This window comes from Rossellomorea sp. DA94, from assembly GCF_029834455.1.
GTDB classification, from domain to species: Bacteria; Bacillota; Bacilli; order Bacillales; family Bacillaceae_B; genus Rossellomorea; species Rossellomorea vietnamensis.
Genome location: NZ_CP122397.1, coordinates 3,366,596 through 3,382,926 on the forward strand (window position 1 = coordinate 3,366,596; position 16,331 = coordinate 3,382,926).

Sequence of the window (16,331 nt, forward strand, 5' to 3'; positions counted from 1 at the left end):
TGGATACCCCTTTTCAAATGAACGATTTCATTTAATACCTTGCTTTTTTGCAGGAAACAGCATTTTTAATTCCAGTAAATCCTCAATGATCACATCAGCCTGAGCAAGCTCCTCTTCCCGGGCAAAATCAAAACGACAGCCAATGGAAATCAACCCATTGTCCTTCGCCGCATGAATATCCGATAACCGGTCCCCTACCACAACTCCACTCGTAATCTCGTATTTATCCACAATATGCCGGACTAAATCTGATTTATTCAGAGATTCAATATGCTGAATACTGAATGCCTCCGTTATCCATTGGTCCAGGTCATAATAATCAACAATAGCGTTTAAGTATTCAATTAATCCGTTACTGGCTATGTAAAGGCTGAATCCATTTTCTTTTAAATGACTGAAAACCTCCTGAACATTAGGATATAGGGCCCCTTTTCCATTCCTTATATTCTGAATTAATCTCTCAAGGAAAAAGGCATCCGTCCGCTCTCTTTCTTTAAGAGAATGATCAGGCAGCAGTACCTCCCATACCTTTGGCAGAGGAACACCCATAATCTCCCGGTATTTCTCAATCGGGGTTTCCTCATCCCACTTGCCTTCTGACCGTAATCGTTCAAAGGCATCATCTAGAGAGACTTCTAATATTTTGTCTGTTTGAAAGAGTGTACCATCCATATCGAAAATCTGTGATTGCGTCATTATCGACGTTCCTTTCTCTTCGTCATCGTGCAAGATCGTTCTCCTCACAACCCAGTAACATTATCAAAAACGGCAGGCTCCCCATCCACTAAAACATGAATGACGTCTTGCCCTTGATCTCTTGTTAAATAATAGACATGTTGCTCCACAACATTCTCTTTTGACTCGGAGGTGTTGAACTTGATCGTCACCGTATCATCTTTTGACTGCACATCTGTTTCTATTTCCCCACTTAATTGAAATACGATATATGAACCCTTTTTTCCTTCATCCATCAGCTGGAGTGTGTATTCCGGTTCGATTTTATTTTGTACATCAGCTGGGACAGTTTTCACTTTACTGAAGCTTAGTGTTGACGAATCCTTTGATGAACTGCATGCGGTTAATAACGAGAGCACTAAAGCGGCTAAGACTATGATCCTCTTCATTCTCACACTTCTCCTCTATAAGAAAACGATTATTTCTCATATGCATACATAACGATTTCCATTCCACTATGTGTCTTACGCCAATCGTAGACGACGATGACCTCCTTCCCATTACGATTTTCGACCTCTGTTTTAAATTCCTTTACTGCCTCATCAATGATCACTTTTTTATGATCATACTTTCCTGAGTTCACTTCTTTCCTCGCATCATAGACGATGGAATAATCAATTAATTTATTTGAGATATTCATAGATTGTTGTCTCTTTTCTTATTATTATGTAAATCGTGCAATCACCATTAGCTTTGACTTTGTTTAGTTGATTGAGGTAATCCTTTATATGTTGCCGTTAGCAACACCACAGTAAAGAGAAGGAAGTAAAATAGTTTAGATGTGATCATATGAGGCTCATCTAAAGAATAAGCCAGAAAAACACTGGACAGGACAACAATGCAATATGCACAGAACCAAAGTTTTTTACGTTTCATCCTGTTTTGAAAGAACAAAAGCATTGGTTCAGTAAATGCGAAAATTAATAATACAATTCGCACATGTGTGTAAGGCTCATACACCAATAAACTGATCACGATACCAATCCCAACAAGGAGGTTAATCCATATAGAAGTTTTTAAATCTTTCATATCAATCCCCCTCTACATATGTCGGCTTCATTTAAAACTTTTTTCTTATTCCTTTAATCCATTCAATTCCAATTATTCCAAATAATCTTCAAATAAACAATCGGATTATAAAACTTTTGCTTACTTGAAATACCCTATTCCCACTTCTTACCATTCGTACTATAATACAATATTGTGACAGGAATATTTTTACACAGAGGATGTCCTTACATAAAATTTTTACAAGTTTTTAAGAATAACAGGGACTGCTCTGCAGTAAAATGATTTTTGTGACTAGAGGAAATCCGCCTCAAGACCTAGGCGAATATTAGCCTGGAGGTGGCTGTGATGCCGTTCGCATTACAGTATCTTTAAAAAGAAGATTAAAAACCAAATCAGTATTAGGGGGGAAACACATGCAAGCTTTAACCAATTGGGTATTCCGCAATAAGGCAGCCATGACACTATTTATCATCATCACATTGCTTCTCGGCATCATAAGTTATTTCCGTCTGCCTATGGAATTCCTGCCTGAAGCGGATAATCCACAAGTGACAGTCGTCACCCTGGGGCAAGGCTATGACGCCGGCTCCATGACAACGAACATCACAGAACCCGTGGAACAGGCCGTGACATCGATTTCAGGAAAAACATCGATCCTGTCCACTACCGGGGAAGGATATTCCCAGGTGACCATCAACTTCGATTCAAAAAGCGACATGAAGGAAGCCAAGAACAAGGTCGAAGAGGCCATCAAAGGAATCCAACTTCCGGAAGGAGTCGGACAGCCGCAAATCTCTCAGCTGAACACCTCGATGATCCCGATCAGTCAGGTGTCTGTGACATTTGATGATGGATTGACGAAAAAGAACCTTGATCTCGTCAACGATGAATTCAAGCCTCTTTTTGAAAATAAGGGCTCACTGTCTCAGGTAAGCATTGCCGGAGAAAACAGCCCGCGGGTCCAAATCAATCTGGATCACGACAAACTGGAGAAGTTACATATCCCGGTTAACGCAGTGATGGGCGTACTGCAAGGGCAGGATGTTTCCGCCTCTGCCGGAAGCACGACGATTGACGGTCAGAAAAGTACGATCAACGTCACGGACAATCTGACTTCCGTTGACGCTTTGAAGAACTTGCCGGTACCACTGCAAGTCCCGAATGCTCCTGTCGTTCAACTGAAAGACATCGCCACCGTTGAAAAAGTGAAACCCGAAAACACCATCACACGTGTGAATGGAAAAGAAGCCTTGGCATTCGTCCTGTTCAAAGAGAGCGATGCAAGTGCCGTTACCGCTGGTGAAGATGTAAAAGATACGGTCGATCAAATCAACAAGGACTATAAAGGTGTGGAAGCAACCGCACTATTTACCACCGGGGATATGGTAGAGAATTCGGTGAACAGCATGGTTCGCGAAGTAGCACTTGGTGCTCTGTTCGCAACGCTTGTCATTCTGTTGTTCCTAAGAAAATTCAAGCCAACCCTGATTACCGTCGTTTCCATTCCATTGTCACTCTGTATCACACTATTCCTGCTCTGGTTATCCGGAGTCACCCTGAACATCCTTACACTGGGAGGAGTCGCGGTGGCCGTCGGTCGACTGGTCGATGACAGCATCGTCGTCGTCGAAAATATTTTTAGGCGTAGCCAAAATGAGAAGCTGACCAAACAGAATGTCCTGCTCGCGACAAAAGAAGTTTCCCGTGCGATTACGTCGTCCACTCTCATTACAGTGGCCGTATTCCTGCCGATGGGACTCGTCAACGGATCGTTGAAAGCATTCCTGCTTCCGTTCGGTTTGACCGTTACGTATTCATTGCTTGCATCACTGCTTGTTGCCGTTACGGTCGTGCCATTGTTAAGCCGTGGGATGTTGAAAAACACCACATTACCAAAACACAACACGCCGCATCGCTATGTGAATGTGCTGCGTTGGTCACTCAATCACAAATGGATTCCCATCCTGTTGGCCATTCTTGTATTCGGGGGATCCATCGCTCTTTATATCACGTTACCCAAAGCAGCAACAAGTGCGAATGACGCCTCTTTCGTAGCGGTCACCATGGAGTTCCCGAGTGATACACCGGAAGACACGATCAAAGAGCGCACGACAGAGTTCGAAGACACATTATCAGATTTTGAAGGATACGATTACTTGATCACCCAGTATGGTGCAAGTGAAGAAAACGCCGAATACGGAGCCGTGAGTGATCCAAACACAGCGGTGTATACCGTCATCATGAAAGAAGGATCCGATGCAGAATCCTTTATCAAAAAAGTTAATGAAACAAAAAAGGATGAAAAAGGTGTGACGATCACGGCATCACCTTCCTCCATCTTCGGAGGCTCATCCAACTCAAGTATTACTTATGACGTCGTCGGAAATGACTCAAATGAACTTCTGACCACATCCAAAACCATCATGGATAAGATCAAAGATGTGGACGGAGTGAAGAAAGTCTCAAGCAACCAGGAGAAAACGTCACCTGTCTTCACCGTAAACGTCAACACGGAGAAAGCGAATGCCCAGCAAACGGCCATGCAAATCCGTTCATTACTGAATCCGCAGCCAATCGGAGCCATCAACCTGGATGATGTAACAACACCTGTATTCCTGGACGCAGGCGTCAATCCTGAATCAAAGTCAGATTTGAAAGACTTGACGATTGCCACAAACTCAGGCATCCAGCCTCTTATAGAAGTGGCTTCCATAACGGAAGAAGAAAAGCCAAGTACCGTCCTGCATAAAGATGGTGACTTATATGTCCGAATCACGGCAGAAGTAAAGCCTGAAGAGCTTTCGGTCATTTCAAAGAATATCGATACCGAAATCAAGGAGATAGACCTGCCAAAAGGCGTTTCCCTTGATACCGGCGGCGCCGCTGCCCAGCAGGCCGACGACTTTAAGGACCTTGGCATGACGATGCTTGCTTCCATCATGATCGTCTACCTGATCATGGTCCTGACCTTTAAGACGTTGAAAGCACCACTCGCGATTCTGATCACGCTGCCACTCGCCTCAATCGGGGCCGTTCTCGGACTGCTGATTGCACGCGTCCCTGCAGACGCAACGGCTCTCATTGGAGCGTTGATGCTGATCGGTATTGTTGTGACAAACGCCATTGTCTTGATTGACCGCGTCAAGCAGAATGAGGAAACGATGATCATTCGTGACTCGATCCTTGAAGCGTGCGGTACTCGTCTACGTCCGGTCGTCATGACAGCAATTGCGACCATTTGTGCCATGCTTCCCCTTCTCTTCGGTCACACGGAAGATGGAAGTCTCGTGTCGAAATCACTTGCCGTTGTCGTCATCGGAGGTCTTGCCGGTGCCACGGTGCTGACGCTTGTGGTCGTTCCTGTGTTTTATGAGTTGCTGTATTTCAGGAAGTCGAAGCGACAACGTGCTCAGCAGTTGGAGGGTGAGGAGAAAGTAGCACAATAATTTTAAAAAGGTGCTTATCCTGTTCTGGATAAGCACCTTTTTTGTTAGGTTAAAGTAATTTCGATCTTAACCTAGAACCGTGGTGCATTCAGCGGCTGAATAACCTCTGTTAATCAGCTGCTGAGTTAATTGGAATATTCAACTGCTGATTCTTGCCGAATATTCAGCAGCTGAACCCGCAAACCTCAACCATAAAAAAAGCCACACCCATCAGATGTGACCCACCTATCTATATCACTTTGATTCCGAAATCAAATACTTCTCCTTAAACGTCGGACTAAGTTCACTCCACACATCGAACGTATTACCATCCACATCATAAAAAACAAAATTCCTTCCCGTGTGACCCCTGTCCTCAATCTCTCCAACCTTCATCCCACGACGAATAAAATCCCCGCGCATGTTTTCTAAAGCTTCTAAGCCGTCCACTTCAAACGTCAAAGAAAAGCGTTCCTTGCCATGGACATCTATAAAGTTAGCACTCTCGTTTTCTTTTGATTTCACAAGAAAGATACTTTGGTTGGCAAGATTCAATATAGCCTTATCTTCATCCTTGTAATTTAATTCTGCCTCCAATTTGGTTACGTACCATTCCGAAGAACGTTCCACGTCAGCCACTGGAATATAGGTAGTTCCGACCCTTAACAATTTTTCGTTCATCTAAAATCCCTCCATTTTATTTTTTCCGGCCGATATAAAGCAAGTGAGAAGAAATGCCAAGGATATAAGGATCTGTTGCTCTTTCGATAATCAAATCAATGATTTTCCTTACTTCCTCTTCTCCTTTTTCTCTCCAGTAATTCCAATTGCCTTGATTCAAAACAGTGCCTGAATTGGAACCAATCAGGTCGATTGTTTCAAACCCGTTCTCTTCCATAAAAGGATTGATGTCTTCTATTTCGAAATAATAGGCTCCTGTAAATCGCCCTTCATCTGCGTGATGAAAGCATCCTGATTGGGAAAATTGCAGTATATTATCCATCTCATCATGAGGCCTCCAATGGTCAGGGGATAGGAGCGATGTGAGGATGTGTCTGATCCTCGGCATAAACGCAACAAAGACCAATCCATCTTTTTTCGTCACTCGATTTAATTCTTTCACTGCTCTTATACGGTCGTTTTCTTCCTGCAGATGGTACATGGGACCAAGCATGAGGGAAGAGTCGAACTGTTCATCTTCAATCATGTGAAGGTCCCTGGCATCTGCTGTATGAAACCCTTCAAACTGTTCTTCTAAATGAAGTTCCTTTGCTTTACCTTTCGCCACATCAACTAATCGAGGGGTCAAATCGATCAATGTCACCCTAAACCCAGCTTTGGCAAGTTCCATTGAATATTTTCCCGGCCCCGCTCCATTATCAAGAACAGATCCTGTACGAGGCATATATTTTTTCATGTAATGCCAATTCACCTGAAATTCAACAGGTTCACGTTCAAGTCTTCCCCATTCATCAAATTGATTGTAATACTCAATGATCTTACTCAGCACATCCACCTACATTCCACTTTTTACCTAATTATATTCGCTGCAGTTTATGTCATATCCTGCCTACTATCCACTTTTTTTGCAAGCAACATTCGATTGAGTACCTAATTCTGTAATCGATTAAAGGATATCCACACTCTTCATAGAACTATTGTATAGACGATTAAATAGAATAGGAGAAGATACAAAGTGAGAGATCAATTAATCCCGGCCATTATTGCGTTTGTTTTAGTCGCAGCTTTATCCCCTCTGTTCATTGCACTCTTAAGAAAATTAAAACTCCTGCAACCGATACGAAAAGAGCTTCCTTCCAATCATCAGATTAAAAAGGGTACACCGCTCATGTTTGGAATCATTCTCTTTATCGGAATTATCGTCTCCTTATTTTTTTCACCTACGCCCCTGATGTTTTTCTTGGCCATTACCTACATTTTATTCAGCTTCATCGGCTTTTTGGATGATTTTTGGAAAGCGTCCCGGCAAGATCCCGGCGGTGTTTCAAGTAGAACGAAGCTTATCTTCCAATTTCTATTTACGGGTACCCTGCTTTACTACTTGATGAAAGAACAAGGAATAGATACGACCATTGGCATCTATCAAGATTTCTCTATTGATCTTCCGATGGCCTTGTATCTCATTGTGATTACCTTATTTGTCGTGGGTTCTGCCAATGCCATTAATTTTACAGACGGATTGGACGGCCTTTTAGGGGTGGTCGCGATCCCTACCTATTTTTTCTTTTTTATGATTTCGGACAGTAGTGAGGTACAGCTTTTTTGTTTAGTGATGATTGGCTGCTTACTCGGGTTTCTCATTTATAATATCTTTCCTGCCCGGGCTTTTATGGGGGATACAGGATCATTGGCGATCGGGGGCTCCCTTTCATTTCTTGCCGTTATTGAAAAAGTGGAGATTCTCATTCCCCTGCTATTCTTTATCTACTTTGCTGAACAACTTTCCGTCATTCTACAGGTGGCTTCATTTAAATCGAGAGGGAAACGAATCTTCAGGATGACTCCGATTCATTACCACTACGGCTTAAAATACGGCTGGGGTGAAACGACCATTGTGACCGCTTTTGGGTTTGTTTCGTGGATTTGTACATTTATTTGCTTTGCGTATTGGAAGTTCGTTCTCTAGCCTTAATAGAAAATGGACGAGCATCAAAGTTTATCCATTTGACCCTGGTTTCGAATAAAACAAATATAAAAAGAGGTGCTCTCTCTCGGAGAACACCTCTTTTTCTTAGTAACACATGTCATCCTCTTCTTCTACCACTTCCACCGTTGTTCTTGGACTACAGAATGAACCAAGTACTTCCAGTATAACCGGGTGAAGAATTTCAATTTCCAGGCATGCGATGAATTGAATGTTGACCTGTTCCTGGGTGAGGGTTCCTTGTTTTTCCCCACATTTGATATCGATGATGGAGCATTTCACATTCTCAGGATCGATTCCTTCAGGTAAACAACATGCGATCTTTTTATCAAAGAAGACCGGTATTTCCATCGTGCAGGTTTCTGCTTCAATTACTCTGGATTGGATGGTCAATTGAAGTGTTGCTTGGCCACGCACCTCCACATATCCCGGTGTCCCTCTTTCAAACCCGATGACCGAACATCCGGCAGGGGTTAACTGACATGATACCTGTATACCTTCTCCCCTATTCAGGAGTTCATCGACCAGCTCACTACAACCTTCGGATAACCAAATAGGTTGCGTTGCGTTATGGGTAGCAATGACCCAATCATATACTTTTTCTACTGCGATGCATTCAGGTCTCAAATTTGATGGTGGAGGGAGTACTTCTCCTAACTGAACATTCAGCACCCGATCCTCCCCTTCTTGTAGATTGATGCGCACCTCTTTCACCGGGTATCCCGGTGCCGTAAACCTGATGATGAAATTCCCAGGAGGCAGTCCTAACAAGATATAGAATCCGTTGGGATCGGTTAACGTTGAGCGAATGGGCACCTGGGATCCAATCGGAAAGATTTGAACCAGCACCTGAGAAATCGGTTCCCCCGTTTGGATATCTGTTACATATCCCCTGACGCTTGCAGGATTGTCTTCCAGCAGGAAGTTGAGGGTCCTTGTGGTTCCCCTGATGAGCGTGACCGTTTGGAACTGACTTTGATAGCCTCTCGCTCTCACAACGATGACCACCTCTCCACCAGGCAGCCCTGAAAGCGTATAGTTCCCATCCATATCCGTAAGTGTCACACCCAGTAATCTTCCATCGGTTGTAAAGGCTTGGATAAGGGCATTTTCAATGGCCCCAAGCGTTCGTGCATCCCTGACATTTCCTGTTATCGTGGCTGGGTTTGATTCTAGTGCTGCATTAAGAACCGCCGTTTCCCCTGGACGAAGGGTGATAGGGATTGTCTGGCTTACATATTCCTCTGCGGAGAATATGACATTGTAATCACCTGCAGGAAGCCCGGTCAGAATATACCTTCCCTCTTGATCGGTTAATGTTGATGCCACAACAATTCCTGATCCACTGATGACAGTTACGACAGCGGCACCGAGAATTGGCGTTCCCGTCCCGGCATCCGTAACCGTGCCCGTCAACGTGGCAGGCTGGCGTCCAAGTTCTACATCGAGAGTCCTCGTTTCTCCATTCGTCAGGAAAATCCTGAATACTTCACTCGTATAACCCTCTGCAGAGAACACCACCCGATACTCACGGGGCTCAAGGCCCGTAATCAAGTAATTCCCAGAGCTATCGGTGAGGACAGAAGCTACCGGCAGTGTCGTCCCTACCCTGAATACTTGAACAAGTGCTGCTTGAATAGGTTGATTGTTGGCTCTATCCCGAACGGTTCCCTTAAGAACCGCTTGTAGGTTCGAAAGACTGAAGTTAACAATTTCCGTTTCACCTGGTGACAACGTCACAACCGCTATTTGGTCTCCAAACCCATCTGCGCTTGCTACGGCCGTATATTGACCCTCTGCTAACCCGGTAATCACATAGGCTCCATTTTCATCTGTCAGGGTGCTGGTAATAAACACACCGTCTGAGTTAAAGATCCTTACAAGTGCCCCTTGAATTCCAGTCGCAGTTTGTGCATTGAAGACAGTACCTGTCATTCCAGCAGGATTTGCTTCTAAGGCTGCATTGACCGTTTCTGTCCCATTCGGGATAAGGATGACGGGGGTGATTACTGTTCCATAGCCGTCGGCAGAAATGACCACATTGTAGCTGCCGGTTGGCAAGTTACCGATGAAATACGTTCCATCGCTCGATGTCAGGGCGCTTGCAACAACAATATCTGTATTTGGTATCACCACTTTGACAAGTGCTCCGCTGATCGGATTCATAGTAACGGCATCTAGTATCGTCCCTTGAATCGTTGCAGGAAACGGCGTAAGGGCAATATCAAGTACCTCAACTTGACCAGGTGCTATGAAGACATTATTTACATTGATGGCGTATCCTTCAAGTTGGGCAATGACATCAAACGCTCCCTGAGGTAAACCTTCTATCAAATAATTACCGTTTTCATCCGTAAGGACCCTCCTCACTAATACACCTGTGCCACTTGCATAAACTTCAATGATGACTCCTGTCAAAGGAGAACCTGTAACCGCATCCACTACATTTCCACTGAGGATGGCAGGGTTAGCCAGGAGCTTAAAGTCCAGTACGGTGGTGGTGTTGGGTTGGATATTGACCTGCTGGAGCAATGCCTGATAACCCGTATTGATCGCCGCAACGGTATAGCTTCCCTCTGCAAGTCCTGGTATGATATACTCCCCGTTTACATCTGTCTGTACGGTGGCGATAACGGTACCCTGACTGTCAATGACCCTGACCAGGGTATCAGATAAAGGTTGTAGGGTTTGCGCATCTCTGACCGTTCCTGTTAATGAACCTGGATTCGGTGTGAGAAGAATTTCTACATTGGTGACTCCTCCGCTCATGACTTCCGCCGAAACAGCAGAAGCCCCGTAACTCGGACTGCTTCCCACCAGTACATACACCAAAGGAGAAAGAGTGGTCGTCTGGAAGAATCCGTTTGAATCGGTGATGGTGGTGAAAATGATCGGACCGGTTCCGGAAAGTTCACGGACGACTACAGTGGCTCCGGCTATTGGAGCAAGCGTAACCGAGTCCCTTACGAAACCTTGGACGATTCCCGGGTTTGGACGTAAGGCAAAACTCAAGAAGCTGGTTTGATCAGATGTAACGATCGCTCCCGCTGTCTCCGGACCAAATTCGGCAGCATTGGCCACGACAGTATATACTCCAGGGGTGACTCCGGCAAACGTGTACTCCCCATTTTGATTGGATAATGTAGTTTGGACGAGTACATTCGTGACATCGTAAAGTTGGATGACGGCGTTGGGGATGGGGTTTCCATTTGCAAGATTGGTAATGAAACCTTGAATCTGTCCAGGATTTGGAGAAAGATTGAGTTCAGCAAAGAGAATGTCTCCAGGTCCCCCGATAACAGACTTCGTATCTGTCCCGAATGTGGCTGCATCCGCTGTAATATTCAGTGTACCTACCGGCAATGAGGTGAAGGTGACATTTCCGTTCGCATCCGTAATACCGGTGGCAATCGTGATGTTGTTGGAATGCCGAATGGTGACGGTCGATCCTTCTATGGGAGTCGAGGTATTCTGAATCAATACCTGCACTGAAAGGGTCACAGGATTTGCAGCTAACACGTTGGTAACGGTTGTGGTTTGATTGGATTGAATGATCGCCGATACGGTGGATGACGAATAGTTTGGTGCTGTAGCTGTAACGAAATACGTCCCTGGTGCAAGTGAAGGCACTGAATATGTCCCATCAGAGTTCGCAAAGAAACTGACAACCAGCACATTATTTTCATTAAATACAGAGATTTGAATGTTATTACCTGTAATTGGATTTCCGTTTGTATCTTCCACATTCCCTGTAAGCGTACCAGGATTCTCATTTAAAGCCAGATTCGCTATCGTCGATGAGTCACTTTGGACGATGGCACCGATCTGCTCTGTCGTGAAATCCACTTTCGAGGCCGAGACGATATAAGATCCCGGAGCCAGCCCACTGACAGAATAGTTTCCGAAAACGGATGTCGTTGTCGTTGCTACAGGGATTTGGGAGATCCCGTCGATAATGACTACCGTTGCACCAGGAATGGCATCGCCAGTCGTCACATTGGTAATCTGGCCATTGATACTTCCGGGATTCGGAATCAATGAAATATTGACGCCGGTTAAATCTTCCCCCACTCCCAGACTGACTCCGGTGATCACCTGACCAAACCCAGGTGCATTGGCCACCACAGTGAAAGACCCGCTCGGAAGATTTCCTATGACATAGTGACCAGATGCGTCAGTAAAACCAGTACCAATCAGGATATTATTTTGATCAAACACTTGAACGACAGCATTCCCGATTGGAGTTCCTACATTATCAGTCACGAGTCCGGATATAGAACCAGGGTTTGGTGTGAGTGCTAAAGCGACGGTAGATGTTTGGTTTGCCAAAACCGACACCCCTGCCTGAGCTATGGAGTAGTTTGGCGCTGAGGCTGACACTGTGTATGTGCCTGGAGTCAAGTTATTGAACGAGAACGTCCCATCTTGATTAGCGACGACAGAATCGATCAGGACGTTGTTTACATCTCTTAATTGAATAACGGTATCTGGTACGAGAGGAGTAACCGTTCCGGTAATGGAACCCGGGTTTGGAAGCAATGACACAGAAACAGGTGTTGTTTGACCTGAAGAAACGAGTGCGCCGACTGTACCGTTCTGATAATTGGCAGCAAATACGTTCACTGTATAGTTATCCGGTGCCAGCCCTTCTACCATGAAAACCCCATTTGAATCTGTCAGTACGGTCGTAATCAAATTTCCAGAGCTGTTGATAATATTCACGCTTGCTCCTGCAATAGGGTTGCCTCCCGGACTGTCCACAACGGTTCCTGTAATCCTTCCGGGATCAGGCTCCAGGGCAACACTACCATCAGCGGTTTGGTTGGACGATACCTGCACAGATGCAGCGTTGGTCTGGAAGTTCATTGCGGATACAACCACTGTATATATTCCAGGTGCCAGCCCATTCACCACATATTGACCGTTATTGTCGGTTAGGACCGTTGCGATAATCGCCCCACTGGAATCCACCACCCGCACCTGTACGTTGGCACCTATGATCGGTGTTCCGGTTTGGGCATTGGTTACATTCCCTGCAATAGAACCGGGGTTGGATGCTAGATTAAAGTTGACAATGCTAGTGGCATTGGATGAAATCGTGACGCCCTGAGCGGCTGTTTGATAATTGGTTGCTGCCGCTACTACTGTATAATTCCCAGGGGCAAGGTTCGGAACCGTATAAGAGCCATCAGGTGCGGTCACAGTGGTGGCAACGATGATGCCTGTTCCTGTACTGATCTCCACAGTGACACTTCCACCTGCAATCGGATTATTATTGGAATCTCTTACAAATCCGGTCAATGTACCGGGATCTACATTTAAGGTAACATTCACTGTAGTGGTCTGACCATTTTCAATCATCGCCGCAACCGTTTCCGTCGTATAATTCGGTGCACTTACGACAAGGGTGTAACTTCCAGGAGGGAGTCCGGACACCATATACTGCCCATTTGCATCTGTTACCACCGAACTTATCGGGATATTGTTCTGGAAGACTGTTACTGTTGCCCCGGGAATTGCTACAGCATTAGGATCCTGAACGGTACCAGTTAACGCACCAGCGAGCCTTGATAATGCAGCATCTACAATGGTGACAGTGCTTGATATGACGACAGCACCGAGTGTTTGAGTCGCATAGCCACTTGCTATAAATAAGAGAGAATACGAACCGGGAGTGAGACTCGTGAAGGAATATTGCCCACTTCCATTCGTTGTGGTACTCGCTACAACCACATTTTGACTATTGATAGCCTGAACGGATGCGCCAGAAATAGCCGTCATGGTGTCAGCGTCAATGACCGTCCCTTGTATGGATCCTGGATTGGGGTCGAGGAAGAGGTTCGTAATGGTTGTATTTCCGGCGGTTACAATCGAAGAGACCGTCGTGGAACTATAGTTAGCAGCAAAGGACCTGACCTGATACGTTCCAGGTGCTAAATTATTGAAGGTATATTGACCACTTCCGTCAGCCGTGGTGGAAGCAATGAGCACCCCATTGGAGTCCAGGAGCTCTAAATTGGCAAATGGGATTGCATTAGTAGTGGAGGCATCACGGACTGTACCGGATATTGCACCGGGATTCGCAACAAGCGTGAAATTGACTACAGACGCCTGATTCGGTTCTGTCATCACCGCTTTTGTCTGAGATTGAAACCCTGCGGCCACAACAGAAACGTTATAGAGTCCAGGTGTCACATTAGTGAAGGAATAATTACCGGCTATGTTGGTGGTCGTGGTATCCACCACCGTACCGGAATTATTCAGAAGCTGAACGGTCGCATTATTAATGGCACCACCATTCGAAACGTTTCCTGTTATGGTACTTGGCTGAGGTACGAGGGCAATATTGCCCGTTGTCGAAGCCCCTGCCGCTGCCGTCACATTCACGCTTCCCGTCACGTAATTCGTTAATGAAGCCTGAACCGTATAGTTTCCAGGCACGACATTTGTAAACGAATAAAAACCGCTTGTATTCGTTTGTGTGGTGGCAATGACGCTCATTCCCTGCAGAAGGGAAACGGTAGCGTTCGGAAGTACCAACCCGGTTGTTTGATCCGTGATGGTCCCATTAACCGTAGCACTTTGTTGTACGGTGATCGTCACCACGGAAGTGTTGGATTGAATGGGTTTACCCGTCGATGAATCCACACCTGATGCCTGTACCCTATCTAAGTTTCTCGATCCGCTGGTTGTATAGGCACCGCTCAGAGAGAATGTTAGAGTAGCGGTGGCACCTGGATTCAGGTTTCCGACGTTCCAGGTCAGTAATTTAGTAGCTGAGTTATACGTAGTGAGCCCTTGTGATGTGGAATTCACGACAAATCCGGTAACCTGATCCGGACCGATGATGTCATCGAGAAAGATCGTGGTGGCCTGTGAAAGGCCCGTATTCGTCACAGTTACGGTACCTGTCCATGTTGCCTGCTGACCAAGGAGAACTGACTGTGGTCCGGAATTCCTTACCTTGTTGGTCGAAAGCCTCGCCCTGATGTCGGCCTGACTTGGCGTGACCGGGTCACTTAAGGCATTCGCAAACGAAAATTCTTCGTCTTCCCGTAGTGAATCCTTGTTATAATTATTTGCATTGGCAGAAGTGAAGTAAATGGCTCGCAAAGGAGATGCTTCATTTATACCTAGAAAAGAAAAAACAGTGTTTGCCGGCAAGAACCAATCAAGGAAATAATCCTGATTGCCTCCAATACTCGAATCTGCCAGCGTAACCCTTGCATAGTCAAAGTTGGTGATTGCTTGGGAAAAGTTTGGGTTCCCTCCGCCCGTCCCCTCAGCAGGGTCATTCCACGAATTGACCAGTTTCACCGTGTTTTGAATCAGACTCACTCGGTTATTCAATCCATCCACGTTAAAAAGCCAATCGTATGTCCCGGCGACACCGGTTGTATTAATCAAAACCCCCCATGCGAAATTTCTGAAACCTGTTAATTGATTATTCCGGGGATCCCCGTTCAGTCTTAATCGGAAATATACATTCGTTCCGTCGTACGCAAAGAAACCTGCAGGAAAAGTTGAATTCCCTACAATGTCTGTTGAAACCGGACTTTCATCTCCTAAGACATCGAATACGGGCGTCCCTCCCACTAAAACAGGGGTATACTGTGAATTACTGGGAAATGCCACAGAAAAAACCTCCTTTAAATGATATGATCTTTATCATCATATTAAGAAGGGGGAGAAGTTGTCTGTTCAAACGTCTACTAAAGTAAATTTAATAGTCCTTTTAACCTAAAAATGAACCTTTCTCCATTGACAATCCTGTTCACTTCATGTGGATCGTATCCCCTAACATCACCTTCTCAAAATGGTTACCGTCAAAGCGAACGATGGACAGACTTGTACCGTGAATAATGGGCGGATCCCACATTTTCTCAGGAGGGATATTCCAGAAGAATGCCATGAGCGCACGGATGACAACACCATGTGTCACAATCAGTATACGTCCTTCTGGATTTTCTGAAAGAATTCGTCCCATGGCGACTGCTACCCGTTGTTTAAAAGCCGCCAATGACTCTCCGTTGTGGTGCAGATGATTATATTTGTGTGGCCGGTTCCAGAAGTTATCGTATTCCTCCTTTCCTTTCAACTCTATTTCTTCCCTGGTTTTTCCTTCCCAGTCTCCAAATGATATTTCATTCAAATCGTCTATAATCGTGAATGAGGATTCATCGGATACTATCAATTTTGTTGTCTCTAACGCCCGCTTACTTGGGCTTACGTATATTCCGGTGAATTCAATGTCTGACAGACGCCTTCCCAAAGCGGCCGCGCTTCTGACTCCCCTTTCAGTTAAGTCGGAATTAAGAGAGCCCTGCAGACGATTTTCTACATTCCATTCCGTTGCACCGTGACGGGTTAAATAAATTTCCAGCATACAATTCCCCTCTTTCACAGAGATGATAAACAATCTTTCCTTGCTTATACAGATATATCATTCTAAGTTAATGACATTCTACTTAAATACCATGTTCCCCTTTATTTAA

The 16,331-nt window shown here is 45.1% G+C and carries 10 protein-coding genes; 2 read left to right on the forward strand and 8 right to left on the reverse strand.

What is annotated here, in order from left to right; all coding sequences use genetic code 11:
• Positions 1-27: 27 nt before the first annotated feature.
• From P8596_RS17530 to P8596_RS17545, 4 genes are read right to left on the reverse strand one after another with little or no spacing between them, the layout of a single operon-like run.
• Positions 28-696: an HAD family hydrolase gene (locus tag P8596_RS17530; protein WP_347815216.1), complete on the reverse strand. Its 669-nt coding sequence runs from the start codon at positions 694-696 to the stop codon at positions 28-30.
• A 44-nt stretch (positions 697-740) separates the two neighbouring features.
• On the reverse strand, positions 741-1,124 hold the full coding sequence (locus tag P8596_RS17535) for a hypothetical protein (protein WP_279724469.1): 384 nt from the start codon (positions 1,122-1,124) through the stop codon (positions 741-743).
• A gap of 29 nt (positions 1,125-1,153) precedes the next feature.
• Positions 1,154-1,375 (reverse strand): hypothetical protein, encoded by a 222-nt coding sequence (locus tag P8596_RS17540; RefSeq protein WP_224519303.1) that lies wholly within the window; start codon positions 1,373-1,375, stop codon positions 1,154-1,156.
• Positions 1,376-1,422: 47 nt separating this feature from the next.
• Complete coding sequence (locus P8596_RS17545; RefSeq protein WP_279724470.1) at positions 1,423-1,764, reverse strand: hypothetical protein; 342 nt, start codon at positions 1,762-1,764, stop codon at positions 1,423-1,425.
• Between the two features lie 395 nt (positions 1,765-2,159).
• On the opposite strand from P8596_RS17545, the gene P8596_RS17550 reads away from it, so the two are divergent.
• Positions 2,160-5,192 carry an efflux RND transporter permease subunit gene (locus P8596_RS17550; RefSeq protein ID WP_279724471.1) on the forward strand — a complete coding sequence of 1,011 codons (3,033 nt, stop codon included), beginning with the start codon at positions 2,160-2,162 and terminating at the stop codon, positions 5,190-5,192.
• A gap of 234 nt (positions 5,193-5,426) precedes the next feature.
• Here P8596_RS17550 and P8596_RS17555 read toward each other — a convergent pair whose 3' ends face one another.
• Together P8596_RS17555 and P8596_RS17560 are read right to left on the reverse strand one after the other, a co-directional pair.
• Positions 5,427-5,852 carry a VOC family protein gene (locus P8596_RS17555; protein ID WP_279724472.1) on the reverse strand — a complete coding sequence of 142 codons (426 nt, stop codon included), beginning with the start codon at positions 5,850-5,852 and terminating at the stop codon, positions 5,427-5,429.
• A 16-nt stretch (positions 5,853-5,868) separates the two neighbouring features.
• The gene (locus P8596_RS17560; RefSeq protein ID WP_224521037.1) at positions 5,869-6,678 is read right to left on the reverse strand and encodes a class I SAM-dependent methyltransferase; all 810 of its coding nucleotides are present in this window, start codon (positions 6,676-6,678) and stop codon (positions 5,869-5,871) included.
• A gap of 189 nt (positions 6,679-6,867) precedes the next feature.
• On the opposite strand from P8596_RS17560, the gene mraY reads away from it, so the two are divergent.
• Positions 6,868-7,818 (forward strand): phospho-N-acetylmuramoyl-pentapeptide-transferase, encoded by a 951-nt coding sequence (mraY, locus tag P8596_RS17565; protein WP_224519299.1) that lies wholly within the window; start codon positions 6,868-6,870, stop codon positions 7,816-7,818.
• A 105-nt stretch (positions 7,819-7,923) separates the two neighbouring features.
• Here mraY and P8596_RS17570 read toward each other — a convergent pair whose 3' ends face one another.
• Complete coding sequence (locus P8596_RS17570) at positions 7,924-15,471, reverse strand: carboxypeptidase regulatory-like domain-containing protein (protein ID WP_279724473.1); 7,548 nt, start codon at positions 15,469-15,471, stop codon at positions 7,924-7,926.
• Between the two features lie 139 nt (positions 15,472-15,610).
• The gene (locus P8596_RS17575) at positions 15,611-16,222 is read right to left on the reverse strand and encodes a histidine phosphatase family protein (protein WP_254651985.1); all 612 of its coding nucleotides are present in this window, start codon (positions 16,220-16,222) and stop codon (positions 15,611-15,613) included.
• Positions 16,223-16,331 lie beyond the last annotated feature (109 nt).

What these genes read in the sequence shown, in the direction of transcription:
- P8596_RS17530 (WP_347815216.1), bottom strand. Translation starts at nt 696, where the DNA reads ATGACGCAATCACAGATTTTCGATATGGATGGTACACTCTTTCAAACA.
- P8596_RS17535 (WP_279724469.1), bottom strand. Translation starts at nt 1,124, where the DNA reads ATGAAGAGGATCATAGTCTTAGCCGCTTTAGTGCTCTCGTTATTAACC.
- P8596_RS17540 (WP_224519303.1), bottom strand. Translation starts at nt 1,375, where the DNA reads ATGAATATCTCAAATAAATTAATTGATTATTCCATCGTCTATGATGCG.
- P8596_RS17545 (WP_279724470.1), bottom strand. Translation starts at nt 1,764, where the DNA reads ATGAAAGATTTAAAAACTTCTATATGGATTAACCTCCTTGTTGGGATT.
- P8596_RS17550 (WP_279724471.1), top strand. Translation starts at nt 2,160, where the DNA reads ATGCAAGCTTTAACCAATTGGGTATTCCGCAATAAGGCAGCCATGACA.
- P8596_RS17555 (WP_279724472.1), bottom strand. Translation starts at nt 5,852, where the DNA reads ATGAACGAAAAATTGTTAAGGGTCGGAACTACCTATATTCCAGTGGCT.
- P8596_RS17575 (WP_254651985.1), bottom strand. Translation starts at nt 16,222, where the DNA reads ATGCTGGAAATTTATTTAACCCGTCACGGTGCAACGGAATGGAATGTA.